Annotated in this window: 23 protein-coding genes and 1 pseudogene; 17 read left to right on the top strand and 7 right to left on the bottom strand. The window is 74.5% G+C overall.

Annotation, left to right across the window (positions count from 1 at the left end):
* Nucleotide 1 precedes the first annotated feature (1 nt).
* The 3 genes from AB0C04_RS18275 to AB0C04_RS18285 are packed head-to-tail and all read right to left on the bottom strand — an operon-like array spanning nucleotide 2 to nucleotide 4,049.
* Nucleotides 2-3,310 (bottom strand): ATP-binding protein, encoded by a 3,309-nt coding sequence (locus AB0C04_RS18275; RefSeq protein WP_357055651.1) that lies wholly within the window; start codon nucleotides 3,308-3,310, stop codon nucleotides 2-4.
* 49 nt (nucleotides 3,311-3,359) lie between these two features.
* Nucleotides 3,360-3,722, bottom strand: a complete 363-nt coding sequence (locus tag AB0C04_RS18280) for a hypothetical protein (RefSeq protein WP_350873541.1) — start codon at nucleotides 3,720-3,722, stop codon at nucleotides 3,360-3,362.
* 12 nt (nucleotides 3,723-3,734) lie between these two features.
* Nucleotides 3,735-4,049: a hypothetical protein gene (locus tag AB0C04_RS18285; RefSeq protein WP_350873540.1), complete on the bottom strand. Its 315-nt coding sequence runs from the start codon at nucleotides 4,047-4,049 to the stop codon at nucleotides 3,735-3,737.
* Between the two features lie 356 nt (nucleotides 4,050-4,405).
* On the opposite strand from AB0C04_RS18285, the gene folP reads away from it, so the two are divergent.
* The 7 genes from folP to AB0C04_RS18320 all read left to right on the top strand — a co-directional run bounded on the left by folP (nucleotide 4,406) and on the right by AB0C04_RS18320 (nucleotide 9,013).
* Nucleotides 4,406-5,299 (top strand): dihydropteroate synthase, encoded by an 894-nt coding sequence (gene folP / locus AB0C04_RS18290; protein WP_357055655.1) that lies wholly within the window; start codon nucleotides 4,406-4,408, stop codon nucleotides 5,297-5,299.
* Nucleotides 5,296-5,661 (top strand): dihydroneopterin aldolase, encoded by a 366-nt coding sequence (gene folB, locus AB0C04_RS18295; protein WP_357055658.1) that lies wholly within the window; start codon nucleotides 5,296-5,298, stop codon nucleotides 5,659-5,661. Before folP ends, folB begins: the two co-directional genes overlap by 4 nt.
* Nucleotides 5,658-6,185, top strand: a complete 528-nt coding sequence (gene folK, locus AB0C04_RS18300) for a 2-amino-4-hydroxy-6-hydroxymethyldihydropteridine diphosphokinase (protein ID WP_357055661.1) — start codon at nucleotides 5,658-5,660, stop codon at nucleotides 6,183-6,185. The genes folB and folK overlap by 4 nt, the downstream gene beginning before the upstream one ends.
* A gap of 19 nt (nucleotides 6,186-6,204) precedes the next feature.
* Entirely contained in the window at nucleotides 6,205-6,744 is a 540-nt protein-coding gene (locus tag AB0C04_RS18305; protein WP_357055664.1) for a DUF3180 domain-containing protein, read from the top strand.
* A 141-nt stretch (nucleotides 6,745-6,885) separates the two neighbouring features.
* The gene (locus AB0C04_RS18310) at nucleotides 6,886-8,100 is read left to right on the top strand and encodes an ABC transporter permease (protein WP_357055667.1); all 1,215 of its coding nucleotides are present in this window, start codon (nucleotides 6,886-6,888) and stop codon (nucleotides 8,098-8,100) included.
* A gap of 49 nt (nucleotides 8,101-8,149) precedes the next feature.
* Complete coding sequence (locus AB0C04_RS18315; protein WP_350873534.1) at nucleotides 8,150-8,458, top strand: hypothetical protein; 309 nt, start codon at nucleotides 8,150-8,152, stop codon at nucleotides 8,456-8,458.
* Nucleotides 8,459-8,512: 54 nt separating this feature from the next.
* Nucleotides 8,513-9,013 carry a hypothetical protein gene (locus tag AB0C04_RS18320; protein WP_357055670.1) on the top strand — a complete coding sequence of 167 codons (501 nt, stop codon included), beginning with the start codon at nucleotides 8,513-8,515 and terminating at the stop codon, nucleotides 9,011-9,013.
* 24 nt (nucleotides 9,014-9,037) lie between these two features.
* On the opposite strand, the gene AB0C04_RS18325 is transcribed toward AB0C04_RS18320, so the two are convergent.
* Nucleotides 9,038-10,054 carry an ATP-binding cassette domain-containing protein gene (locus tag AB0C04_RS18325; protein WP_357055673.1) on the bottom strand — a complete coding sequence of 339 codons (1,017 nt, stop codon included), beginning with the start codon at nucleotides 10,052-10,054 and terminating at the stop codon, nucleotides 9,038-9,040.
* Between the two features lie 2 nt (nucleotides 10,055-10,056).
* Here AB0C04_RS18325 and AB0C04_RS18330 point away from each other — a divergent pair, with 2 nt between their 5' ends.
* The 4 genes and pseudogenes from AB0C04_RS18330 to AB0C04_RS18345 all read left to right on the top strand — a co-directional run bounded on the left by AB0C04_RS18330 (nucleotide 10,057) and on the right by AB0C04_RS18345 (nucleotide 14,820).
* Entirely contained in the window at nucleotides 10,057-10,743 is a 687-nt protein-coding gene (locus AB0C04_RS18330; RefSeq protein ID WP_350873531.1) for an ABC transporter permease, read from the top strand.
* Nucleotides 10,740-11,462 (top strand): ABC transporter permease, encoded by a 723-nt coding sequence (locus AB0C04_RS18335; protein WP_350873530.1) that lies wholly within the window; start codon nucleotides 10,740-10,742, stop codon nucleotides 11,460-11,462. The genes AB0C04_RS18330 and AB0C04_RS18335 overlap by 4 nt, the downstream gene beginning before the upstream one ends.
* Nucleotides 11,463-11,598: 136 nt before the next feature.
* Nucleotides 11,599-12,723: pseudogene (locus tag AB0C04_RS18340) on the top strand (glycine betaine ABC transporter substrate-binding protein).
* Between the two features lie 216 nt (nucleotides 12,724-12,939).
* Entirely contained in the window at nucleotides 12,940-14,820 is a 1,881-nt protein-coding gene (locus AB0C04_RS18345; RefSeq protein WP_357055678.1) for a hypothetical protein, read from the top strand.
* A 26-nt stretch (nucleotides 14,821-14,846) separates the two neighbouring features.
* On the opposite strand, the gene AB0C04_RS18350 is transcribed toward AB0C04_RS18345, so the two are convergent.
* Together AB0C04_RS18350 and AB0C04_RS18355 are read right to left on the bottom strand one after the other, a co-directional pair.
* Nucleotides 14,847-16,034, bottom strand: coding sequence for an NADH-quinone oxidoreductase subunit D (locus AB0C04_RS18350; protein WP_357055681.1), 1,188 nt, complete (start codon nucleotides 16,032-16,034; stop codon nucleotides 14,847-14,849).
* Nucleotides 16,031-17,032 carry an SAM-dependent methyltransferase gene (locus AB0C04_RS18355; RefSeq protein ID WP_357055684.1) on the bottom strand — a complete coding sequence of 334 codons (1,002 nt, stop codon included), beginning with the start codon at nucleotides 17,030-17,032 and terminating at the stop codon, nucleotides 16,031-16,033. The genes AB0C04_RS18350 and AB0C04_RS18355 overlap by 4 nt, the downstream gene beginning before the upstream one ends.
* Before the next feature lie 309 nt (nucleotides 17,033-17,341).
* Here AB0C04_RS18355 and AB0C04_RS18360 point away from each other — a divergent pair, with 309 nt between their 5' ends.
* The 6 genes from AB0C04_RS18360 (at nucleotide 17,342) to nadC (ending at nucleotide 23,411) form a co-directional block, all read left to right on the top strand.
* On the top strand, nucleotides 17,342-18,325 hold the full coding sequence (locus AB0C04_RS18360; protein ID WP_357055687.1) for a Rossmann-like and DUF2520 domain-containing protein: 984 nt from the start codon (nucleotides 17,342-17,344) through the stop codon (nucleotides 18,323-18,325).
* A 58-nt stretch (nucleotides 18,326-18,383) separates the two neighbouring features.
* Nucleotides 18,384-19,232, top strand: coding sequence for a pantoate--beta-alanine ligase (gene panC, locus AB0C04_RS18365; RefSeq protein ID WP_357055690.1), 849 nt, complete (start codon nucleotides 18,384-18,386; stop codon nucleotides 19,230-19,232).
* A gap of 32 nt (nucleotides 19,233-19,264) precedes the next feature.
* Nucleotides 19,265-19,687: an aspartate 1-decarboxylase gene (gene panD, locus AB0C04_RS18370; protein ID WP_357055693.1), complete on the top strand. Its 423-nt coding sequence runs from the start codon at nucleotides 19,265-19,267 to the stop codon at nucleotides 19,685-19,687.
* A 160-nt stretch (nucleotides 19,688-19,847) separates the two neighbouring features.
* The gene (locus AB0C04_RS18375) at nucleotides 19,848-20,741 is read left to right on the top strand and encodes a septum formation family protein (protein ID WP_357055696.1); all 894 of its coding nucleotides are present in this window, start codon (nucleotides 19,848-19,850) and stop codon (nucleotides 20,739-20,741) included.
* An 82-nt stretch (nucleotides 20,742-20,823) separates the two neighbouring features.
* A complete protein-coding gene (locus AB0C04_RS18380; protein WP_357055699.1) occupies nucleotides 20,824-22,518 on the top strand; it encodes an L-aspartate oxidase in 1,695 nt (564 codons plus the stop codon).
* Nucleotides 22,515-23,411, top strand: coding sequence for a carboxylating nicotinate-nucleotide diphosphorylase (nadC, locus tag AB0C04_RS18385; protein ID WP_357055702.1), 897 nt, complete (start codon nucleotides 22,515-22,517; stop codon nucleotides 23,409-23,411). Before AB0C04_RS18380 ends, nadC begins: the two co-directional genes overlap by 4 nt.
* Before the next feature lie 43 nt (nucleotides 23,412-23,454).
* Here the strand turns inward: nadC and AB0C04_RS18390 are convergent, their stop codons facing one another.
* Nucleotides 23,455-24,546 (bottom strand): hypothetical protein, encoded by a 1,092-nt coding sequence (locus AB0C04_RS18390; protein WP_357055705.1) that lies wholly within the window; start codon nucleotides 24,544-24,546, stop codon nucleotides 23,455-23,457.
* Nucleotides 24,547-24,554 lie beyond the last annotated feature (8 nt).

Below are 24,554 nucleotides of genomic sequence, written 5' to 3' on the forward strand. Positions count from 1 at the left end.
GTCACGCCTCCAGATCCGGCAGGGGGAGGTTCGGCAGTACTCCGGCCGCCGAGGCGATCGCGGCGGGCGTGGTGTCGAGGTGGTCCAGCAGCCCGTCGACGTACGAGACGTCCACACGGACCTTCTGCACGCGCCCGTCGACGTCGCGCATGACGAACTCGCGGAAGCCGAGCCGGGCGGCCGACGAGGCGTCGGCGGTGGAGAGCGAGGCCAGGGTGGCCTCGTAGCCGTCGTTGACCGGTACCCGGAGCAGTCGGAGCGCCTCGGAGGCGATCTCGCTGTCCTCGGCGATCCGGCCGACGAACACGGTGGAGACGAGGTTCTGCACGTCGAGGCCGAGGATGTCGCGCGGGTTCTGGGAGGCGACCAGCGCGGCGAGGTTCCACTTGCGAGAGTCTCGGGCGAGCCGGACCAGGAAGGAGCGCCCGGAGCGCCAGCCTTCCATGAAGTGCGCCTCGTCCAGGCCGACCAGCTTGCGGGACGACATCGACCCGCCGTAGCAGCGCCGAACCGCGAGCCGGTGCGCGGTATGCAGCATCGGCAGGGCGAGCGCCTCCTCGGCCGACCAGTACTCGCGCTCGATCTTCAGGTCGGGCAGCCGCAGCCCGGCCATGGTGATCACGGTGAGCGCCGCGTCCGGGCCGAGCAGGCCCTCCGGTGGCCGGCCGAAGAAGAGCATCGCCAGGGGCATCTCGGCGGTGTCGAGCAGCAGGTTCGCCAGCTCCTTGCCGGCGTCGTCGTCGAGCTGGCCCAGGCAGGTGACCACGTCGTCCAGGGTGGACGTCTCCTCGGCCGGCACCTGGCGTACGGCGTGCCGGAACAGGGTCGCGGTGGACGCCTCCCGGGCTACCTGCGGTGGCACCAGCATCATGCAGATGTCCTGTACCAGCATCCGCCGCTCGGCCCGGGCGTTGGAGACCGCGATCTCGAACTCCCGGTCGCCGGCGGCGCCGACCGCGAACTCGCTACGCAGCGGCGTCGGGATCAGCGCGTACGGTGCGAGGGTGCCGTGCTCGGAGCCGGTCAGGTTGAGCACCCGGGAGTAGGGCCGCAGCTCGGGCATCGCGCAGAGCCGGGCCAGCGGGCCGGACGGGTCGAGCAGGGTCACCTGGACGCCCCGCCGGGCCGCCAGGTAGCCGAGCGCGCCGAGCAGGGTCGACTTGCCGCCGCCGGGCTCGGCGACGAAGACCGCGAGCCCGGAGCGTTCGCGCACCTCCATCGGGTAGTGCAGGTCGAGGAAGACCGGCCGGCGGCAGGTGCCGGCGGTCCGGCCGATCAGGTCGCCGCGCCGGTCGCCGACGGTGGAGGCGGCCTGCGGCAGCGCCGCGGCCAGCAGCGGGACGGGCATCCGCCGCACGTAGCCGGTGTTGGCGATCGGCTCGCCAGGGATGAACTCCCGCGCGAGCCAGTCCTGGTTCTTCGGGTGTTGCAGCGAGATGCGCAGCTCGCGGGAGTAGAGCTGGATCAGCCGTCGGGCCCGCTCCATGCACTCCTCGCGGGTCCGGCCACCGACCGCGATCCGGTGCCAGCCGTGCGCCCGCGCCGAGTCGACCGGCAGGCCGGTGGTCATCTCGTCGCCGATCACCAGCGCCCGCTTGGCCAGCCGCTCCAGTTCCGGCGGGGCGTCGATGCCGTGCTCGGCGTAGTCGAGCTGCTGGGACCGGATCATGCGGAGCCGGTGTTCGAGGTTCCGGAAGGAGTCGCCGGAGCCGAGGATGTCGACCCGGGTGGAGATCTCCATCGGCCAGGGCAACCGCTCGTGGAAGTGCAGCCAGGGCTCGTGCCGCTCGGGGATCTCCAGCGGCTCCATCCGGCCCACGGCCAGCACGGCCACGTGCCGCTCCTCGCCGGTCATCCGGTTGACCAGCTTCACGGTGGAGCCGTAGGGGGTCCGGTAGCGCTCGACCTGCTCGGTGAGGGCGAGCAGGTCGCCCCGCTCCCAGCGCCCGTCGGTGACCGGTGACAGCGCGCCGGGCGGCGCCATGCAGAGCGCCACCGAGCGGTAGAGCAGCCACTCCAGTTCCTGGGCGGTGACCCGCCGCCCGCGCATGCCGAACGCCCCGAGCACCTCGTCGAACTGCTCGACCGTCCGGCCCAGCCGGCGGCGTTCACCCTCGGCGACCCCGCGGCCGAAGGCGCGCAGGACCCGCTCGCTGAGCGTGTCGCCGAGCGACCGGCGGGCGAAGGTGACCCCGAGGTAGGTCTGTCCCTCGGCGTGGTTGACCGACATCAGGTGGCGCTGCGCGGCGACCAGGTGGTCGGCCCAGCTCGTCGTGCCGGGCACGTCGGGCAGCGGGGCGGCGGTGTGCGCGTCGATGGTGCGGGCCCACTCGTCGGCCGGGAACGGGCGGGTGGTGCGGCGCAGGTGCAGCCGGAAGCCGGCGAGGCCGGCGTACTGCTCGGAGATCGCCGAGAGCAGTGCCTCGCGTTCGGCGTCCGGCCGGAAGGCCCACCGCACCTCGGGGAGCCAGTACCAGGCGGTGACCGTGTTCGGGGTGAAGGTGAGGTGACCGGCGATCTCGGTGATCGCCAACTCGACCGACGGGTCGCGATCCCCGAACTTGATTTTCGGGGCGCGGACCCGGGCCGGCTTGATCGGCTGGTTCCGCGCCGCCGAGCGCTGTCGGGGCGCGGCCACCTCACGTCCGTTCGCCGGCTTGGCCGGTCGACCGCGCTCCGGCCGGATCTCCGTCGACCGCCGGGACGTCGGCTCGGGCTCGGCGGGCGGAACCGGCGCGGCGGGCGCGAGCGGCGTGGGCCGGTCGGGCAGCGGTTCGGCGTCGACCGGCGGGCGTACCGCCGGCAGTCGGTCGCCCGCCTGGTGCGGCACCCGGGGGCGGGCCGGCGGCTCCGGCTCGGTGACCGACGCGGTCGGGGCCCGGTAGGGCTGCCCGGCCGACCGGTCCGGCGGGGCGGCGGGCAGCCGTGGCGGCGGTGGGACCGGGCCGGCGGCGGGCGCCGACTCGATCGCGGCCTGCTGCTGCGGTATCGGCGGGTGCTGGTGGCCGGTGCCGTCGTGCGGCGCGGCCGGGCGGCCCGGGCCGGGGCGTGGTACGCCGAAGAGGTCGAGGAACGGGGAGTCGATGTCCGGGCTCTCCCCGGTCGGCCCCGGCTCGGCGGCCGGAGCCCGGCGCGGGACCGGCCGGGGTGCCTGGAAGACACCGACTCCATGCCCCGGCGAGGTCGCCAGGGCGGGATCGAGGGCAGTCTCGTCCAGCTCGGCGTCTGGGTAATCGAGCGAACGCGCACGGTGACTGTCCGGCACAGCCGGACGGCCGGCCGGGGAACCCGGCGTGGTAGAGCGACTCATGCGACCGCCTCACCCGCGTCGTGCGACCGTCCGAACGGTGTACGCCCGGTCATGCCAGTTCCTCCCGGATCCTGATCCCGCTGCCGACCAGGCGCGGATCGCGCTGCTCGGCGGCCGGCTCCCGGGTGCGTCGCCAGTCCGTCAGCGCGGTACGGATGACCATCCGCGCCGGCCGGTCCGGGTCGACGTACCGGAAGATGAACGACGTGCTCACGATGGCGAGCGCGATCTCCCACGCGGGGAAGAGCTCCACCTGCAGCGTGAACAGCCAGTGGATGAACATGTAGAGGGGGACGAGCAGCATGAAGAGTCCGTACTGGGCGTACGGCAGGTGGACGGGAAGGGTGTAGCCGGGCGGCCCGAGGTAGACCAGGCGTGCCCGGTAGATGTCGTCGTCGGTGCGCAGCCGCATATCTGCCCGCGTCTACTCGAAGATCAGATCGATCAGGTAGTCACCGACGAAGAAGAGCGTGGCCGCGCCGGCGATGAAGGCCAACCCGACGATCGCGATGGCGGAGCTGGTCAGCACCTTGGAGATCTCGCCGCGGCTGGCTCGACCGATGAAGATGACGCCGAGGACGGCGAGCAGGATCGGCGCTACCTTGCTGGCGAAGAAGGTGACGACACCCTCGGTGTCGATGCCTTTCGGCGCCGGCTCGGCGAGTGGAGTCGACGCCAGGGTGGAGAGCGCGTGGGCGACGCCGGAGGACGCCGTCTCCATGAGCTCGATGGCGATCACTGAAACCTCCCCAAATCGCGGCCGGCGCAGCCGCGGCGGTGCAATAGGCAAGCCTGGCGGGAAATGTGCTCACTGGGCGCAGCGTGACTGACCCTGTGTTCGTTACTCACCACGGAGAGTGGCGAGGTTTGGCCGGATTCTTCCCGCTTCGGCCCTCCCTCCAAGCTTCGCCATCTCGATGCTGGGCAATTCCAAAGCGTACGGCCCGCCCCGGAATGCGACAAGCCGCGAAGAGGCTGCCCGATCCGACCCGGACGACCGATCGTACACCTGTTCCAATGCGCATGTCAGGGTCGGTGTGAGAGGTCGCCACCCGGCCCCCTGAGGGCCCTGCGGCCGACCGGTACGGTCTAGTCGTGACCGATCTGGTACGGGCCCCGGCCCCGGTGGTGATGGGCGTCCTCAACGTCACGCCCGACTCCTTCTCCGACGGCGGACGGTACGCCGACGTCGACGCCGCCATCGGACACGGCGTCCGACTCCGCGACGACGGGGCGCAGCTGGTGGACGTGGGCGGCGAGTCCACCCGGCCGGGCGCCGACCGGATCGACGCCGAGACCGAGGCCGCCCGGGTGCTGCCGGTCATCCGCGAGCTCGCCGGGGCCGGGGTGGCGGTCAGCATCGACACCAGCCGGGCCCGGGTCGCCGAGGCGGCGCTCGCCGCCGGCGCGGTGGTGGTCAACGACGTCTCGGGTGGCCTGGCCGATTCCGACATGGCCCGGGTGGTACGCGACGCGGGCTGCCCGTGGGTGCTGATGCACTGGCGCGGTCACTCGCGCGGCATGCGCGACCTGGCCACCTACGCCGACGTGGTCGCCGACGTCCGGACGGAGCTGGCGCAGCGGGTCGACGAGGCGCTGCGCGCCGGCGTCGCCGCCGAGAAGATCGTCCTCGACCCGGGGCTCGGGTTCGCCAAGACCGCCACGCACAACTGGCAACTCACGGCCCGCCTGCCCGAGCTGCTCGACCTCGGCTACCCACTGCTCTTCGGGGCGAGCCGCAAGTCCTACCTGGGCGCGCTGCTGGCCGGCCCGGACGGCCGTGCACGGCCCACCGGCGAGCGGGAGGCGGCCACCGTGGCGACCAGCCTGCTCGCCGTGGCGGCCGGCGCCTGGGGGGTGCGGGTGCACGACGTCCGCGCGACCGCGGACGCGCTCGCCGTCTGGCGGGCCAGCGGCAGCCCGCGTCTGCTGGCGACCGCCGACGTCGGGTCCGCTCCGGCCCGTGCCCACGGGCAGGGGGAGCGGTGACCGACCGGATCCAGCTCACCGGCCTGCGGGCGCGTGGCCGGCACGGGGTGTACGACTTCGAACGCGCCCAGGGGCAGGACTTCGTCGTCGACGCGGTGCTCGACCTCGACCTCGGCCCGGCCGCCCGCTCCGACGACGTGGCGGACACCGTCCACTACGGCGAGCTGGCGGAGGGCCTGGTCGCCGTGGTGACCGGCGAGCCGGTCAACCTGATCGAGACGCTCGCCGACCGGCTGCTCACGGTCTGCCTGGCCGACCCGCGGGTGGCGAGCGCGACGATCACCGTGCACAAACCGGAGGCGCCGGTGCCGCACACCTTCACCGACGTGGCCGTCACGATGACCCGGGCGCGTGCCCGGTGAGCCGCGCGGTGCTCTCCATCGGCAGCAACCTGGGTGACCGGCTGGCCCACCTGCGCGCCGCGGTCGCCGCGCTCGGCGACACCGTGCTGGTGGTCTCCGGGGTGTACGAGACTCCACCGTGGGGGGACCCGGACCAGCCCGGGTACCTCAACGCGGCGCTGCTCGCGCAGGACTCCACCGCGACCGCACGCGACTGGCTGGAGCGGGCCCGGGCCGCGGAGCGCGCGGCCGGCCGGACCCGCGACCCGGAACGACCCTTCGGGCCGCGCACCCTCGACGTGGACGTCATCGCGGTCTGGGGCGACGACGACGAGCCGGTGCTCAGCGACGACCCCGAGCTGACCCTGCCGCACCCCCGGGCCCACCTGCGCGCGTTCGTGCTGCGCCCGTGGATCGACATCCAGCCGTACGGCCGGCTGCCCGGCCACGGCTGGCTCACCGACCTGCTCACCAACGGCCCGGCCGCCGCCGACGCGCCGGAACTGCGCCCTCGCCCGGATCTGGCGATAGAGTCGACGGCATGACCCAGCGGAGGCGGCCGGCATGACGCAGTCGCGGTCCCCGAGGCCCGGCGGGAGAGGCCCGGATCAGTTCCGGATGGGCCCGACCCGGATCTCCACCCTGGTGGTGGCCGGTCTGGCCGCCGCCGCGGCGGCCTGGTTGCTGATCAGCAGCCTCTACTACAACGGGATCCCCCGACTGCCCTGGTTGCCGGTGGTCACGCTCGCCGCGCTCGCCGTGCTCGAGGGGTACGCCGCGATCAACACCCGGGGCCGGATCGAGCAGCGGCCGGGCCGCGAGCCGGTCAACCCGCTGCTGGTCGCCCGGTTCGTGGTGCTGGCCAAGGCGTCCTCGCTGGTCGGTGCCATCTTCGCCGGCTTCTACGCCGGGCTGACCGGATGGCTCTTCGTCGAGTCGACCCGAGCCGCCATGGAGGACCGGGCGCCCGCCGGCGGTGGGCTGCTCGCCTCGCTGGCCCTGGTGGCGGCCGCGCTGTGGCTGGAGCGGTCCTGCCGGGTGCCGGAGCGCCCCGACGACGAGCGCGAGCCCGACGAGCGCGAGAGCCGCCCCGGCCCGCGCTGACCGGCCCGCGCGGGATCGGTGCTGGTCGAGGGGTTACGTCCGGCTCGCGGCGCGGGTAGCGTGCCTGCGACCGGAGAGCAACGGCCGCGCCGGTCCGCCCGCGCGTCGGACCAGGACGACCGGCCAAGGGAGGCGGCGTCAATGGGGTACGACGAACCGGGCCGCGACGGGTCGATCGAGCCCTCATCGGGGGTGCCCGCCGCGGTCCTGGAGAACGTCTTCGACGATCCCAGCCACGGCGAGCCCGGCCGGGACCGGGTCGGCGTCCACATCGGCTGGGAGATCGTGCTGCTGGTCGGGTTGGCCGCCGTGGCCTGGCTGCTCTGGCGGGAGGATCCGGACGTCCTGCGCGGCTCCGGGCTGCGCACCCTCCTGGTCGACGTGGTCGCCCTCGGCCTGCTCACTCTCGCCGCCGGGTTGAGCCTGCGCACCGCCGCCCCGAACCTGGCGGTCGGGCCGGTCGCGGTCGCCGCCGCGCTGCACTTCGCCGAGCAGGGCGACCGGGGCGTGGCGGACGCGGTCGCGCCGGCCGCCGCGGTCGCCGCGGTGGCCGGGCTGCTGCTGGGGCTGGCGGTGGTGGTGCTGCACGTGCCGGGCTGGGCGGCGAGCCTCGCCGGCGCGGCCGGCGTCGTGGTCTACATCGAGCACCGCTCCGCCCCGGTGCTGGTGCAGGGCGAGTACGACCCGCGCCGGCACGCGGTCTACCTCTTCGCCGGGTTCGCCGCGGTGGCCGTCCTCGGCGGGCTGTTCGGCGCGATCAGGGCGATCCGCCGGCTGGTCGGCCGGTCCCGTCCGGTCGCCGACCCGTCCCGGCGCCGGGGCGTGGTGGCCGCGGTGGTCACCACCGGCGCGCTGGTCTGCTCGACGGTGCTGGCCATGCTGGCCGGGGTGCTGATCGCGGCGAACGGCACCGCGCCGGTGGCCCCCACCGCCGGCCTGGACTGGACGGTGCTCGCGATCGGCGTGGCGCTGCTCGCCGGGACCAGCGCGTACGGCCGGCGCGGCGGGATCTTCGGCACCCTCTTCGCGGTCGGCCTGGTGTCGGCCTTCCTCGCGTACGCGCAGGCGCGGGGCTGGTCGGTGAGCCGGTGGGCGCTCGGCGGTGCGGCGCTGGGCGTCGGGCTGCTGGTCACCCGGCTGGTCGAGCGGTACGGGCGCCCCGGGCCGGTGATCGCGGACGCGCCCGAGCCGGTCAGCGACGGCGCGATCAGCTCGGGCTGGGCGATGCCCCGACCGCGACCGGTCGACAACTGGCCGCCCGCCCTGCCCACCCCTTCCGCGGAGAGCCCGGTGGACCCGTGGCGGTCGCCCCGCTGGGAGGACGAGCCGCGCCGCTGGGACGACGACGAACGGTGAGCCCCGGTCCAACGGGCCGCACGTGATCTCGGCGGTTAGGCTCGGCGGCATGACCGAGACACCAGCGACCCCCACCGGCGGCCGTTCGTTCGCGGAGCTGGATGCGCTTCCCACCGAGGAGCTGCGGGAGCGGGCGTTCGCGCTCGCCCGGGAGCACCGTGACTTCGGGTTCTTCTGGTCGGTGCTGCGGCGCCTGCCCAACGCGGACGAGGCCGCCGCGCTCGACGGCGCGCCCAACTCGGTCGGTCCGATCGTGGACGAGGCCAACGCGCTCTGGCGGGAGCTGACCGGGCACGGCTACGAGGAGCACGAGCCGTTGCTGCGGGCCGCCTTCATCGACTACCTGATGAAGCACTGACGGGCCGGCAGCTACGCATCTGCCCGCCTCGGCGGGCCGGAAAGTGACGGGATCATGGCGCTCACCAACCGGACCGGTCCGGTCAGCCGCTACGGCACGGCGGCCGGCACCGGCACGCTCGCCGCGCTCGTGCTCGTCGCCGTCACCGGGAGCCCGGCGTACGTCGGCTGGGCGCAGGGTCACACCGACCCGAACGCGGCCGGCGGCTGGTACCTGCGGCTGCTCGCCTGGCCGGCCTGGCTGGTCGACGGCAGTGACCAGGCCGGCGGGGTGCTCGTCGCCGACCTGCGGGCCATCCTGCTGGTGATCCTCACGGCGGCTCTGCTCTACCTGCTGCCGGCCACGCAGGTCGCCCGGGTGCCCGGGCCGCTGAGCCAGTTCTTCTCCGGCTGGGCGGCGTACGTGCTGGCCGGCGGGATCGCCGGGCTGCTCGGGGTGCTCCTCGGGCCCGGCGCCTCGATGCTCGGCGCGTTGCAGACCGCCGCCGCCGGCGCGAGCTACGGCTTCCTCACCGGCTGGATCATCGCCACCGCGAGCCTGGGCGGCCGGGCCTGACCGCCCGGCCGGCCCAGCTCGGCATCACTCCGGTCGGCCCAGGTCGAGCACGCGCTGGCGGCCGAGCACACCCACCGGTCGCCCCTCGTCGGTGACCACCACCCGGTCCGCCGCCGAGGTGAGCATCACCGCCAGCGCGTCGTACGCCGAACCGCGCAGCGGCACCGTCGGCGCGTCCGGCGAGCCGCCGGCGGGCAGCGGCTCCAGCGTCTCCCGGTCGAGCGGGGTGACCACCAGCCGGCGGATCCCCCGGTCGGCGCCCACGAACTCGCGGACGAACGGGGTGGCGGGGGCGCCGAGCAGGGCCGCCGGGGTGTCGTACTGCTCCAGGTGCCCGCCCTGGGAGAGCACCGCGATCCGGTCGCCGAGCCGGACCGCCTCGTCGAGGTCGTGGGTCACCAGCACGATCGTCTTGCGCACCTCGGCCTGCAACCGGAGGAACTCCTCCTGCAACCTGGTCCGGACGATCGGGTCGACGGCGGAGAACGGCTCGTCCATCAGCAGCACCACCGGGTCGGCGGCGAGCGCCCGGGCCACCCCGACGCGCTGCCGCTGACCGCCGGAGAGTTCGTGCGGGTAGCGGCGGCCGAACTGGCCCGGGTCGAGGCCGACCAGGTCGAGCAGTTCGTCGACCCGGCGCCGGCTGCGCTCCCGGGGCCAGCCGAGCAGCCGGGGGACGGTCGCCACGTTGGCCCGCACGGTCTGGTGGGGAAAGAGGCCGACGTTCTGGATGACGTAGCCGATCCGGCGGCGCAGCCGCACCGGGTCGACCCGGGTGACGTCCTCGTCGCCGAGCATGATCCGGCCGCCGGTGGGCTCGATCAACCGGTTGATCATCCGCAGCACGGTCGACTTGCCGCAGCCCGACGGGCCGATCAGCACCACCAACTCGCCGGCCTTGACCTCGAGGCTCAGCTCGCGTACGGCCTCGGTCCCGTCCGGGTAGCGCTTGTGGATTCCCTCGAGGCTGATCGACGCGGCGCGTGCGGCGTCGGCCGTCGCGCGCCCGCCGGCGCCGGAGGTCTCCGGGGTAACGTCCACGTATGTCCTTCCGCCTGAGCTACCGGGCCGACCCGGGTAACCCGTGGTTCTCCTGGCAGTACGTGCGGGACAACTCTGACACGATCCTCGCCGCGCTGCGTGAGCACGCCTCGCTCACCGCCCGCGCGGTGTTGATCGCCGCGCTGATCGCCGTACCGCTGGCCGTGGCGGCGTACTGGTTCCGCGCACTGGCCGGCCCGATCCTGGCATTCACCGGCGTGCTCTACACCATCCCGTCGCTGGCCCTGTTCGCGTTCGTCGCGCCCTACCTCGGCATCGGCGTGGTCACGGTGCTGAGCGTGGTGGTGCTCTACGCGCTGCTGGTGATCGTCCGCAACACCGTCGCCGGGCTGAGTCAGGTGCCGCCCGAGGTACGCGAGGCGGCCGAGGGCATGGGCTACGGCCGTTGGGGCAGGTTGTTCCGGGTCGATCTTCCGCTCGCCCTGCCCGGCATCCTCACCGGCCTGCGGCTGGCGACCGTCTCGACCGTGGCGTTGGTCACCGTCGGCGTGGTGGTCGGCCGGGGCGGGCTCGGGCAGCTGATCTTCGCCGGCTTCCAGAACAACTTCTTCAAGGCCCAGATCATGACCGGGACGCTGCTCTGCGTCCTGCTCGCCCTGGTGCTGGACCTGATCCTGGCCACCGTCGGCCGGTTCCTCACGCCGTGGTTGGCCCGGAGGTCGTCGTGAGCGTGATCGAGCAGGCGGTCGTCTGGCTGAACGACCCGCTGAACTGGACCAACCCCGGTGGTGTGCTGGACCGCCTCGGCGAGCATCTGTTCCTCTCCGCCGCCGCGGTGGCGCTCGGCTGCCTGGTGGCCTGGCCGATCGGGCTCTGGCTCGGGCACGCCGGGCGGGGCGGCGGCCTGGTGGTGCTGGTGTCCAACGTCAGCCTGGCCATTCCGACGCTCGCCCTGCTGACCATCCTTCCGCTGACCTTCCTCGGCTTCGGCCGCCCGTCGGTGATCGTCGCGCTGGCCGTCTTCGCGGTGCCGCCGCTGCTGGCCAACGCGTACACCGGGGTGCGTCAGGCCGACCCGGAGGCCCGGGACGCGGCGCGGGGGATGGGGCTCTCCGGCTGGCAGGTACTGCGGCGGGTGGAGTTGCCGCTGGCGGTGCCCTACCTGGCGGCCGGATTCCGGACGGCCGCGGTGCAGGTGGTGGCGACCGCCGCGTTGGCCTCGTTCGTCAACGGCGGCGGGCTGGGCCAGATCATCCGGGCCGGCTTCGGGCTGGACATCGCCGCGGGCGGCGGGCAGATCCTGGCCGGCGGGGTGCTGGTCGCCGGGCTCGCCGTGCTGGTGGAGCTGATCCTGGCGCTGGTCGAGCGGGTCGTCACGCCCCGCCCGCTGCGCGCCACCCGCCGGCGTGCCAACCGCCGGGCGGCGGACGCGGTCGCCGGCGGCTGAGCCGACCCGCGTCGCCGACCTGAGCCACCGGGCGGTCGGCACCGGCCCGCGAGACCCGTGCCGGCGGTGGGGATGCGCATCCGGGCCGACGGCCAGGTCACGGGTGTGACGATACGGTGACAAAGGTCGCCTCCGGTTGTCGTACCCGGGTGGAAGATGTTGGGTGATAGATCGCGGGTGACCCGACAGCAGGATCGCCCGTCGGACACGCGGCCGGCCCGGACGGGGTCGCGCCGGGACACGGAAGGCGGGCATCATGCGCGCACGCACACGACTGGCCATCGGCGGGGCCGCGGCCCTGACCGTCGCCGGGCTGCTGACCGGCTGCGGTGGCGCCGGCTCCTCCGGCACCGACGCTCCCCAGCAGGGGGCGAGTGGGGCCGGTTGCGCCCCGGTGGCCGGTGACCAGCTGGTGGTCCTCGACGACGACAAGAAGCTTCAGAACAGTGACAACATCATCCCCGCGGTCAACGCGGACGCCGCGAACCCGCAGCTGATCGCCGCGCTGGACAAGGTCTCCGCCGCGCTGGACACCCCGAAGCTGATCCAGCTCAACAAGGCGGTCGACGTCGACCGGAAGACCCCGAAGGCGGCGGCCGAGGAGTTCGCCACGGCCAACAACCTGACCAACGGGATCGCCAAGGGGCCGGGCGGCCAGATCGTGGTCGGCGCCGGCAACTTCAGCGAGAGCGAGACGCTCGGCGAGCTCTACCGGATCGTGCTCACCGCCGCCGGCTACCAGGTGCGGGTGCAGCAGATCGGTAACCGGGAGCTCTACGAGCCGGCCCTGGAGAAGGGCGAGATCCAGGTCGTCCCGGAGTACGCGGCGTCCATGGCCGAGTTCCTCAACACCAAGGCCAACGGGGCGAACGCCCAGCCGGTCTCGTCCCCCGATCTGGACAAGACCGTCACCGCGCTGAAGGCCAGCGGTGACAAGGTGGGCATCGTCTTCGGTGCGCCGTCGCAGGCGCAGGACCAGAACGCCTTCGCGGTCACCAAGGCGTTCGCCGACAAGTACGGCGTCAAGAACCTCTCCGAGTTGGCCAGCAAGTGCTCCGGCCAGGCGACGGTGCTCGCCGGTCCGCCGGAGTGCCCGCAGCGGCCGAAGTGCCAGGCCGGTCTGGTGCAGGTCTACAACTTCAACGCCGGTTCGTTCAGCTCGCTGGACGCCGGTGGGCCGCAGACCAAGAACGCGTTGAAGACCGGCGCCGCCAGCGTTGGCCTGGTCCTCTCCTCGGACGGGGCGCTGGCCGCCAGCTGACCCGCCCGGGCGCGGCAGCGCCCGACATCCCGACGCCGGCCGGTCGCCGGTGGCCCTCGCGGTCACCGACGACCGGCCGCGGCCGTTGCGCCCCGAACGCCGGGCGGGGGCACGGTGAACGGCGGGTGCACCCCGTCCGCCCGGGCGGTTGCCGGCGTACGCCGCCGGTCGTGGGCCCGTTCCCACGGGCGGCAACTCTCGGTAGGCTCCACAGCCATGCCCGCCTCGGTCACCTCCGACGCCAAGCGCAGTCCGGCGCTGCTGACCGTCCTCTTCTGGATCGGCGTGGCGCTGGCCCCGGTGGCGGCGCTGATCCTGCTGGTCGCGGACGGCAACGGCCCGCTGCGCTTCGCCGCCGTGCTCGCCATCCTGGCCGTGGTGCTGATCGGCCTGTCGATCGCGCTGCGCGCCGACGGCGAGGGCGGTCAGGCCCGCTCCGAGGAGCTGCTCGACGAGATGGAGCAGCTCCGCCGGGAGTTGCGTGGCGAGATCGTGGCCGCCGCCCAGCGCGGCAACCAGGCGCTCGACCAGGCCCAGCGGGCGCAGGAGGCGGTCGCCGCGGTGCGCCGCCGGATGGAGGCCACCAGCGCCGCCCTCGCCGGGGGCGCGGAGGCGGCCGGCGCCGGTCGGGCCCGGGTGTCCGCTGCCGCCGAGCCGGCCGAGGAGCCCTCGTCCGGCCGAGGCCGGGCGGCCCAGGAGGACGCCGCACCGCGATGGGGGCGGCCCGACTGGGAGGACGACGAGGAACCCCGCCGGGCGCAGCCCACCCGGCACGGCGCCGACCGGCCCGGCCCGGGTCAACACGGCGCTGAGCGCCCGCCAGCCACCGTGTACGGCGAGCGCCCGGAGTCCGCCGGGGTCTACGGCGAGCGCCCGGAGTCCGCCGGGGTCTACGGCGAGCGCCCGGAGTCCGCCGGGGTCTACGGCGAGCGCCCGGAGCCGGCCGGGGTCTACGGCGAGCGCCCGGAGTCGGCCGGGGTCTACGGCGAGCGCCCGGAGTCCGCCGGGGTCTATGGCGAGCGCCCCGGCCCCGCCGGGGTGTACGGCGAGCGGTCCGGCTCAGCCGGGATGTACGGCGGGGACCGTCCGGCCGCCGCCCAGCCCGGCGTCTACGGTGCCGCCGCGCGTCCCGCCGAGCACGACGGGCGGGCCGCCGCGGAGCCGCACCGCCCGGTCGGCATGGTCCGGCACACCGAGACGGTGCACGTCACCACCCGGCACACGATCGTGGACGGGGGATCGGCCGACACGGCGGGTGGCCGCTACGGCGGCGGATACACCGGCGCCTGGTCGCCTCCGGCAGAGGAGCGGTCGTGGGGCGGGCCCCGCCCCGACGAGCACTCCTGGGCCGGCACCGGGCCCGAGGAGCGGTCCCGACCCGGGTACGCCGCTCCCGACGAGCGTTCTCGCCCCGGCGACGATCGGCGGTGGGCTGGGCAGTCCGACCCGCGCGCCGAGTCGGGCTGGGAGGGGCAACGCGAGCGGGGCCGGGCCGACCGGCGGGACGACCGGTCCCGGTCGGCCCCGGAGGACCAGCGGGACTGGTCGGAGCAGCCCGTGGCGGGCGAGCCGAGCTGGGGCGTCCCGGCCGAGCGGCCCGGCCCGGAGCGGCCGGACGACACCGGGCAGTACTGGGCGCAGTTGCGGGCCGGGGACCGGTGGGCGGCGGTCCGGGACGACGATCGCGGCCGTGAGCTGCGGGTCGGCGAGCGCCACGCCGAGGTGCACGCCGACGCCACCGGCACCGAGTACCGGGTGGCCGACCGCTGGGCCTCGGTCCGCCGGGATGAGCCCCGCCGCGAGGAGCCCCGCCGGGATGAGCCGCGCCGGGACGAGCCGCGCCGGGATTACGACCGGGGTGGTGACGAGGGCTGGCGGGGTGGCTGGGCCGAGCCGGAGGAGCGCCCGGGGCTGCCCGCCGGCGGGGTGCCGGTGCCGGACGAGTGGCGTCCGCCGCGGCAGCGGGGCTACCAGCCGACCGACGTCGAGCCGGAGCGGGTGGGCCGGCGCGCGCGGGGCGAGGAGGAGTACTACGGCTATCCGCCGCAGGACGACGTGCCGCGCGCCGGTGGGGCCCGCACCGACCGCTGGCGCTGACCGCCCGCCGGAGCAGCCCGGGCCCGCTACTTGTCGATGTCGCCGACCACGAAGAACATCGAGCCGAGGATGGCGATCAGGTCCGGCACCAGGCAGCCGGGGAGCAGGGTCGCCAACGCCTGCACATTGGCGTACGACGCGGTGCGCAGCTTCAACCGCCACGGCGTCTTCTCCCCGCGCGAGACCAGGTAGTAGCCGTTGATCCCGAGCGGATTCTCGGTCCACGCGTAGGTGTGCCCCTCCGGCGCCTTGACCACCTTGGGCAGCCGGGTGTTCACCGGCCCGGTGAGCCGGTCGACCCGGTCCAGGCACTGCTCGGCGAGGTCGAGCGAGGCGTAGACCTGGTCGAGCAGCACCTCGAACCGGGCATGGCAGTCACCGGCGGTCTTGGTCACCACCGGCACGTCCAGCTCGTCGTAGGCCAGGTAGGGGTCGTCGCGGCGCAGGTCCAGGTCGAGCCCGGAGGCGCGGGCGACCGGGCCGGACGCGCCGAACGCGGCGGCGTCGGCGGCGGACAGCACTCCCACCCCGACGGTGCGGGCCATGAAGATCTCGTTGCGGCGGACGAGGTTGTCGAGGTCGGGCATCCGACGGCGTACCTCGCCGATGGCGGCCCGGGCCCGGACGGTCCAGCCCGCCGGCACCTCCTCCTTCAACCCGCCGACCCGGTTGAACATGTAGTGGATCCGGCCGCCGGAGACCTCCTCCATCACCGCCTGGAGGGTCTCCCGCTCGCGGAACGCGTAGAACACCGGGGTGATCGCACCGATCTCCAGCGGGTACGAGCCGAGGAACATCAGGTGGTTGAGCACCCGGTTCAGCTCCGCGAGGGCCATCCGCAGCCAGGTCGCCCGCTCCGGCACCTCCAGGCCCATCAGCCGCTCGACGGCGAGCACGACGCCCAGTTCGTTGGCGAAGGCCGACAGCCAGTCGTGCCGGTTGGCCAGCACGATGATCTGCCGGTAGTCGCGTACCTCGAAGAGCTTCTCCGCCCCCCGGTGCATGTAGCCGACGATCGGTTCGGCCGAGACCACCCGCTCGCCGTCGAGGACGAGCTTGAGCCGCAGCACGCCGTGCGTGGACGGATGCTGCGGGCCGATGTTGAGCACCATGTCGGTGCCGAGCTGCCGCCCGCCGGTGCCCGCCACCAGGCCCGCTCCGGTGCCGACGGTCAGCTCGCGGAGGTCCCCGGTCTCGGTGGTCATGCCCGTCATCGTGCCACGAGCGGGTCGAACTCGACGCCGACCGGCTGCCGCAGCCACCAGTGCCCGCCGAGGCCGGCCGGGTCGGTCAGTTCGGCCACCGTGGACGCGGCGGCGAGCGCCCGCAGGTAGCCGGCCGGGTCGGTGCCGGCCAGCGTCAACGGCGGTCGGCCACCGTCGGCCCCGAGCGCCCGCAGCGCCTCCCGCTGCGACCCCAGGGTGTACGCGCACCGGGCGACCCGCTCACCGCAGGAGGCGACCGAGTCCATGGCGACGTGCGCGGTGACGTCGCACGACCCGTCGGGCACCGGCGGCACCTGACGCCCGCCCTGGTACCCGGTCAGGCTGCCGTCGATCGGACGGTCGCCACGCAGGTGTCCGTAGTCGACGGCCAGCGCGAGCCCACGGTGGACGTGGCCCACGGCCCCGGCCCAGGCCTCGTCCCGGCTCCGCCCGATCTCGGCCCGCGCCTCGACCGCCGTGTCGGGCACCGGCCACCAGGCCGCCAGCCACTCGCCGTCCTCGGCGCTGACCGGATCACCGATCGCCTCCGCGCCCGTTGCCGGATCGACCAGCAGATAGCGCCAGCCATCCGAGGCGTGCACGGCAAGATCGAGCGGCACGTTGTCCAACCACTCGGTGGCCAGCAGCAGCCCCGTGATCCCGGAGGGGATCTCGGCCACCCAGTCGATGCCGCCCGGCAGGTCGTCGGGGCGCGGCGCGAGTTCGACGGCGGTGAGCCGCAGCCGCCCCGCGAGCGGCGGCCCCACCGCCTCGGCCAACGCGCGCAGGAGCTCCCCGCGACCAGCCCCGACGTCGACCACGTCGAGCCGGGCCGGATGGCCGAGGGCGGCGTCCACCTGCTCCACCACGCGGAGCAGGGCCGCCGCGAAGGCCGGGGAGGCGTGCGCGCTGGTGCGGAAGTGCCCGGCCGGCCCGGGCCCGGAGACGAAGAAGCCACCCGGGCCGTAGAGCGCCCGGTCCATCGCGTCCCGCCAGCGGATCGGCATCAGTTCATCCCTCGTCCAGGCTCCGTGACCGTGCCGACCCTACGGGTCAGCCGGTGTGGGACGACTCCTCGTCCCCGGCGCGTCGGCGTACCGCTGCTGCTGACCGGTTCGTCGACGCCGGCTACCTGGCCGACCGCCGCTGACCTGCGGTAAGGGCCCCTGCCGGGCGGTGCTTCACCGGCCGGGTCCGACCCGACGCCGGGGCGCTCGCGGGCGGTGAAGGTTTTCACACACCCTTGTTCCCCCTGCGTGACTTCGGCGCATACTTGCCATCGACCGGTACCCCTTCTCGAGGACTGGATCGTCGACATGAGCGCACCGCTGCGCCCGCGTCCGGCCGCCCCCCGGCGGGCCGCCGCGACCGTGGGCAGCGCCCGACCGGGCGCCCCGGCTGCTGTCACCTACCCCCGTACCCTCACCGTCGGCGTGATCGGCGCCGGGCGGGTCGGCGCCGTGCTGGGCGCCGCGCTCGCCGCCGCCGGGCACCGGGTGGTGGCCGTCACCGGCGGGTCCGGTGCGAGCCGAGCCCGCACGGCGCTGCTGCTGCCCGCCGTCCCGCGTCGCGCCGCGACCGCGGTGGCCCGGGCCGCCACCGACCTGCTGCTGATCGCCGTGCCGGACGACTCGCTGGCCGGCGTCGTCGCCGCCCTGGCCGACAGCGGCGCGCTCCGCCCCGGCCAGCTGGTCGCGCACACCTCCGGTGCGCACGGTCTCGACGTGCTCGCCCCGGCGACGGCGGTCGGCGCCCGCCCGCTGGCTCTGCACCCGGCGATGACCTTCACCGGTACGTCCGACGACCTCGGCCGGCTCGCCGGCATCTCGTACGGGGTGACCGCGCCGGCGGAGCTGCGCCCGCTGGCCGCCCGGCTGGTCGCCGACCTCGGCGGCGTGCCGGAGTGGATCGGTGAGGCCGACCGGCCGCTCTACCACGCGGCGCTGGCGCACGGCGCCAACCACCTGGTGACCCTGGTCAACGAGGCGGCCGACCGGCTGCGCGACGCCGGCGTGGGTCAGCCGGAGAAGGTGCTCGCCCCGCTGCTGCGGGCCGCGTTGGAGAACGCGCTGCGCCTCGGCGACGACGCGCTGACCGGCCCGGTCTCCCGGGGCGACGCGGGCACCGTCGGGGGGCACCTGGCCCGACTGGCCGCCACCGCCCCCGAGTCGGTCGCCCCCTACCTGGCGCTGGCCCGGCGCACCGCGGACCGGGCGATCGCCGCCGGTCGGCTGCGCCCGGCCGACGCCGCGCCGCTGCTCGGTGTGCTCGCCGACACGCAGCGGCAGGTGGCCGCGTGACCGGACCGGGAATGGCCGCAGGCCCGTCGGCGCTGTGCACGGGGCGGGAGGTGGGAGCGTGACCGAGCTGGTGACGACCCGCGAGGAGCTGGCCAAGGCGCGGGCCGCGCTGACCGGCACGGTCGGCGTCGTGATGACGATGGGCGCGCTGCACGCCGGGCACGAGACGCTGCTGCGGGCGGCCCGGGAACAGGCCGACCACGTGCTGGTGACGATCTTCGTGAACCCGCTGCAGTTCGGGCCTAACGAGGACTTCGACCGCTATCCGCGTACCCTCGCCGCCGACCTGGAGATCTGCCGGCGGGCCGGCGCGGACGTGGTCTTCGCGCCGGGCCGGGACGAGATCTACCCCGGCGGCGAGCCGACGGTCCGGGTCAATCCGGGCCCGCTGGGCGAGGAGCTGGAGGGGCAGAGCCGGCCGGGCTTCTTCCACGGGGTGCTCACCGTGGTGCTGAAGCTGTTCCAGCTCACCCGCCCGGATCTCGCCTTCTTCGGTGAGAAGGACTACCAGCAGCTGACCCTGATCCGGCGGATGGCCCGCGACTTCGACGTGCCGGTCCGGGTGGTCGGCGTGCCGACCGTGCGGGAGCCGGACGGGCTCGCCCTGTCCAGCCGTAACCGCTACCTCTCCGGGCCCGAGCGGGCCGCGGCGCTGAGCCTGTCGGCGGCGCTGCGGGCCGGCGCCGAGGCGGCCGAGCAGGGGCGCGACGCCGGCGAGGTGCTGGCCGCGGCGCACCAGGCGTTCGGCGCGGGTACGCCGGGCGCCCGGCTGGACTACCTGGTGCTCACCGACCCGGACCTGGAGCCGGGACCGGTCAGCGGGCCCGCCCGGCTGCTCATCGCGGCCTGGGTCGGCGGCACCCGTCTGATCGACAACGCGGCGATCCCGCTCGCCCCCCGATCCTGAAACCCGGCCCGTTCCGCGAAAGGCGCACCCCGATGTTGCGAACCATGCTCAAGTCGAAGATCCACCGCGCCACGGTGACCCAGGCCGATCTGCACTACGTCGGCTCGGTGACGGTCGACGAGGAGCTGCTCGAAGCCGCCGACCTGCTCCCCGGCGAGCAGGTGGCGATCGTGGACATCACCAACGGCGCCCGGCTGGAGACGTACGTCATCCCGGGCGAGCGGGGCAGCGGGGTGATCGGCATCAACGGCGCCGCCGCGCACCTGGTGCACCCCGGCGACTTGGTCATCCTGATCTCGTACGGGCAGATGGACGACGCCGAGGCCCGCACCTACCGGCCCCGGGTGGTGCACGTGGACGCGGACAACCGGGTCGTCGAGCTGAACGCGGACCCGACCACCGCCGCCGTCGGCACCGCCGGTGATCCGGTGCCCAATCCGTTCGCCGCAGTCTGACCGTACCGGCGTGGGCTGTTCGTCCCCTTTGCGCGGGACGGCCGCGCGGGTGCGCCGCTGACCCGCGCCGGGTGGCCTGTGCGGTCTGTCACCGGTAGGTCATTCCTGGTTACCCTTGTCACACCCGTCGCGGGGCGGGCGGTGGCTGGGGGAGGCCGCGATGCGCCGTTCGTTGACCGTCCTGCTCGCGCTCGCCAGCATGGCCGCCCTGCTGGTCGGCTGCGCCGCCGACGGCGACGGTGATCTGACCGACGACTGGCCGGCCCTGCCGGTCGCGGGGGCGTTCACCCCGGCCGTCGGGGTCTGCCAGGCGGCTGACTTCACCGACGTGGTGACCCTCGCCGCCTACCAGCCGGTCGACTGCGCCGCACCGCACCGGGTGGAGACCGTGCACGTGGGTGCCTTCCCGGTGGAGTGGGCGACGCCGCCAGCCGGCGGTTCAGCCCAGCTGCGCGGCGCGTTCGCCGAATGCGACGCCCGGACCAGCGGCTACGTCGGTGCCGACTGGCGGGCGGGCCGGCTGCGCCTCTCCGTCGCGTTGCCCTCCGGCCCGGGCTGGTCGGCGGGCTCCCGCTGGTTCCGCTGCGACGTGTCCGAGCTGACCACGGTCGAGGCCGCAGCGACCGTGGTCACCCGTACCGGCAGTCTGCGGGACGTGTTGAAGGGCCCCTCCCCGCTGCGGCTGGGCTGTCAGCAGGCCCGGACCGGTCGGGGCGGAGGCGGCGTGCAGACGCTGCTCCCGGTCGACTGCGCGTCCCGGCACGACGCCGAGTTCGTCGGGGTGTGGCCGGCGCCCGAAGGCGCCTACCCCACCCGGGACGCCGACTGGGCCCCGCTCTACGCCGGCTGCCGCACCGTGCTCGGCCGGTACGTCGGCGTGCCGGACGACAACGACCTGCGCTACCGCAGCGGGGTGGTCGTCCGGCCGCCCGGCGCAGGCCGCTGGCGGATCGGCGACCGGGGGGTGCGCTGTTACCTGTGGCTCAGCGACCGGACGGTGACCGGCTCGCTCAAGGGCGCCGGGCCGGCCGGCCTGCCGGTGCGCACCAGCTGACCGGGCCCGGGACGAGGTAGCCGAAACCACTCGTCCCGCCCCCGCCGCCTCTCGCGAGCGCCGTTCGCGGTTGACTGTCTGCATGGACCTTCCGACCGTCGACCTGCCGGCCCTGCCCAGCCTGCTGGCCGCGCCCGCGCCCGGTTGGGTGGAGACCACCGACGTGATCGTGGTCGGTTCCGGCGTGGCCGGGCTGACCGCCGCGCTGCACCTGCGCGAGGCGGGTCTGCACGTCACCGTCGTCACCAAGGTCAACATTGACGACGGGTCGACCCGCTGGGCGCAGGGCGGCATCGCCGCGGTGCTCGACCCCCGGGACACCCCGGCCGCGCACGCGTCGGACACCGAGGTCGCCGGGGTCGGGCTCTGCGACCCGGCGGCGGTCCGCGTCCTGGTGGAGGAGGGGCCGACCCGGCTTCGCGAGCTGATGCGGATCGGCGCCGAGTTCGACCGGAACCCGGACGGGTCGCTGATGCTCACCCGGGAGGGTGGGCACCGGGCGGACCGGATCGTGCACGCCGGCGGCGACGCCACCGGCGCCGAGGTGCAGCGTGCGCTGCACGACGCGGTCCGCCGCGACCCGTGGATCCGGCTGGTCGAGCACGCCCTGGTGCTGGACCTGATCCGGGCGCCCGGCGACGGCCCGGGCGGGCTCGGCCCGGCCTGCGGTATCACCCTGCACGTGCTCGGCGAGGGCAGCGAGGACGGCGTCGGCGCGCTGCTGGCCCGGGCCGTGGTGCTGGCCACCGGCGGGATGGGGCAGATCTTCGCGGCCACCACCAACCCGGCCGTCTCGACCGGCGACGGGGTGGCGCTGGCGATCCGGGCCGGCGCCGCGGTGACCGACGTGGAGTTCGTCCAGTTCCACCCGACCGCGCTGATCGTGCCGGAGCACGCGCGGACGCCCGGCGCCCTGCGCGCCCAGCAGCCGCTGGTCTCCGAGGCGCTGCGCGGCGAGGGCGCCCATCTGGTCGACGCCGACGGCAAGCGGTTCATGGTCGGCCAGCACGAGCTGGCCGAACTGGCCCCGCGGGACGTGGTGGCCAAGGGCATCCACCGGGTGCTGCTCGCCACCGGTAGCGACCACGTCTTCCTCGACGCCCGGCACCTGGGCGGGGAGTTCCTGGCCGGCCGCTTCCCGACCATCGTGGCGTCCTGCCTGGCCATCGGGGTCGACCCGGCCACCGATCTGATCCCGGTGGCGCCGGCCGCCCACTACGCCTCCGGCGGCGTCCGCACGGACCTGCGCGGCCGCACCTCCATCCCGGGCCTGTACGCCTGCGGCGAGGTCGCCTGCACCGGGGTGCACGGCGCGAACCGGCTGGCCAGCAACTCGCTGCTGGAAGGGCTGGTCTTCTCCCGCCGGATCGCCGAGGACATCGCCGCCGGCCTGCCCGAGCAGGCCCGACCGGCGGAGACCGGCGCGTGGGTCGGTGGCACGGGCTGGGTCGTCCCGGCGGAGGGGACGCCGGCCCTGCAACGGGCGATGACCCGGGGCGCCGGAGTGCTCCGCTCGGCGGCGACGCTCGCCGGGACCGCCGGCGAGCTCACCGAACTCGGCTCGGGGCGGGGCCGGCCGCGGCTGGCCGACTGGGAGGCGACGAATCTGATCACCGTGGCGTCGACGCTGGTCGCCGCCGCGTACGCCCGGCAGGAGACCCGTGGGTGTCACTGGCGGGAGGACTTCCCGACGGCCGACGACCGGTGGCTGGGCCACCTGGTCGAGGTGGTCGGTGCGCAGGGTCGGTTGACGCAGCAGTGGGAGGGAACGCCATGAGGAAGTCGACGGAGCAGGCGCTGCGGGCCGGTGGCCTGGATCCTGCCGAGGTGCGCCGAGTGATCGAGAACGCCCTCGCCGAGGACCTGGGCCCGGACTTCCTCGACGTCACCAGCGTCGCCACCATCCCGGCAGAGCAGGCCGACACCGCCGACCTGGTGGCCCGCGCCGACGGGGTGGTGGCCGGGCTGGCCGTCGCCGCCGCGGTCTTCGAGCTGGTCGGCGAGGTGACCGCCGCCGAGCGCGCGGTGTCGGTCTCCCTGGTCGCGGCCGACGGCGCGCGGGTTGCCCGCGGGGACGTGCTGGCGACGGTCACCGGCCCGACCCGGCTGCTGCTCACCGCCGAGCGGACGGCGCTCAACCTGCTCTGCCGGATGTCCGGGGTGGCGACCCACACCCGGGCCTGGGCCGACGCGCTGGCCGGTACGAAGGCGATGGTGCTGGACACCCGCAAGACCACGCCCGGCCTGCGCGCCCTGGACAAGTACGCGGTGCGGGCCGGCGGCGGCACCAACAAGCGGCTCGGCCTCTACGACGTCGCGATGATCAAGGACAACCACAAGCTCGCCGCGGGCGGCATCACGCCGGCGTACCGCCGGGTCCGGCAGGCGTTCCCGGAGGTCCCGGTGCAGGTGGAGGTGACCACCGTCGCCGAGGCAATGGAGGCGGTGGAGGCCGGCGCGGGCTTCCTGCTCTGCGACAACATGACGCCGGAGGAACTGGTCGAGGTGGTGGCCGCGGTCGGTGACCGGGCCGAGCTGGAGGCGACCGGTGGGCTGACCCTGGCGGTGGCCGCCGAGTACGCGGCGACCGGAGTGGACTTCCTCTCGGTGGGGGCGCTGACCCACTCCTCGCCGATCCTCGACATCGCGATGGACCTGCGTACCGAATGACCGTCCCGGGCCCGGTCGACAGACCGGGCCCGTCCCGGGCGGGTCAGACCGTGGTGAGCGAGGTGCTGGCCAGGTTGAAGATGACCCGGTTCTCGGTGTCCTGGCGACTGTCCAGGCCGTACTTGGCCCGGAACAGTTCGAGCACCCGGTTGTAGACCTCCGGGGCCAGCTCGTCGGCCTCGCCGATGGCGAAGACCTCGCCGTCGGCCTCCGGCCGGTCGAGCACCACGGTCAGCCCGGTCATGCCGTGCCGGGCCACGTTGCGGACCAGGTCGGCACCGGCGATGTACCAGTCGCCGTCCGAGCGTACGTAGAGCGCCTCGCAGGTCTCCAGGTCGCGGCCGCCCTGGCGCAGGCAGAGCCGCAGGCTGAGGCAGGCGGCCAGGTCCTGCGTCGGCGCGGTGTCCCAGAGTTCGGCGAACCGGTCGTCGACGAACTCCCCGAGCGGCGTCGAGACGTACGCCTCGATCTGCTGGGTGTCGAAGGTGCTGCCCCGCACCGGGAAGAACGAGATGAACGCCTTGCTGTCCCAGCGGTACATCTGCACCGAGGGCGCCGCGCTGTAGATCCGGACCTGGAGCCGGGCCCGGGCCGACTCGGGCAGCTCCTCGTGCAGCCGGGCCAGGTGCCAGAGGTTGTTGAGGATCGCCACCGAGGCGTCGCGGCGGCGCAGCTCCTCGCCGCGTAGCCGGACCGCGGGGGAGTCCGGGTCGAGCAGCAGCATCCGTACCGTCGCGCCGTTGGCCAGTGAGGAGCGCAGCGCGGTGACGAACCGGCGGGCGTACGGGCCCTCCAGCATGCTGGTCCAGGTCTCCAGGATCGCGACCAGCTCGCGGCACCGGGCCACCCGCTCGATCAGCGCGTCCCGATCCAGCCGGGGATGCTCGATGATGCTCGCGGTCTGCAGTTCCCGGAAGAGCGGGTTGAGTACCACGTAGGTCAGCAACGTCATGATCAGCGCGGCGCCGATGTTGAGGTAGAGCTCGCCGGCGAAGCTCCCGGTCTCCCGTCGGGACGCGTGCCAGGCCTGCACGACCATCCAGACGGCCCCACCCGCGAGGGCGATGAGCACGAGCACGTGGCGCCGGCGCCGGCGCAGGGTGTTGCGCCCACGCACCCACCACTTTCCCGACATGTCCGCTC

This window comes from Micromonospora sp. NPDC048909 (assembly GCF_040649635.1).
Classification (GTDB): Bacteria; Actinomycetota; Actinomycetes; order Mycobacteriales; family Micromonosporaceae; genus Micromonospora.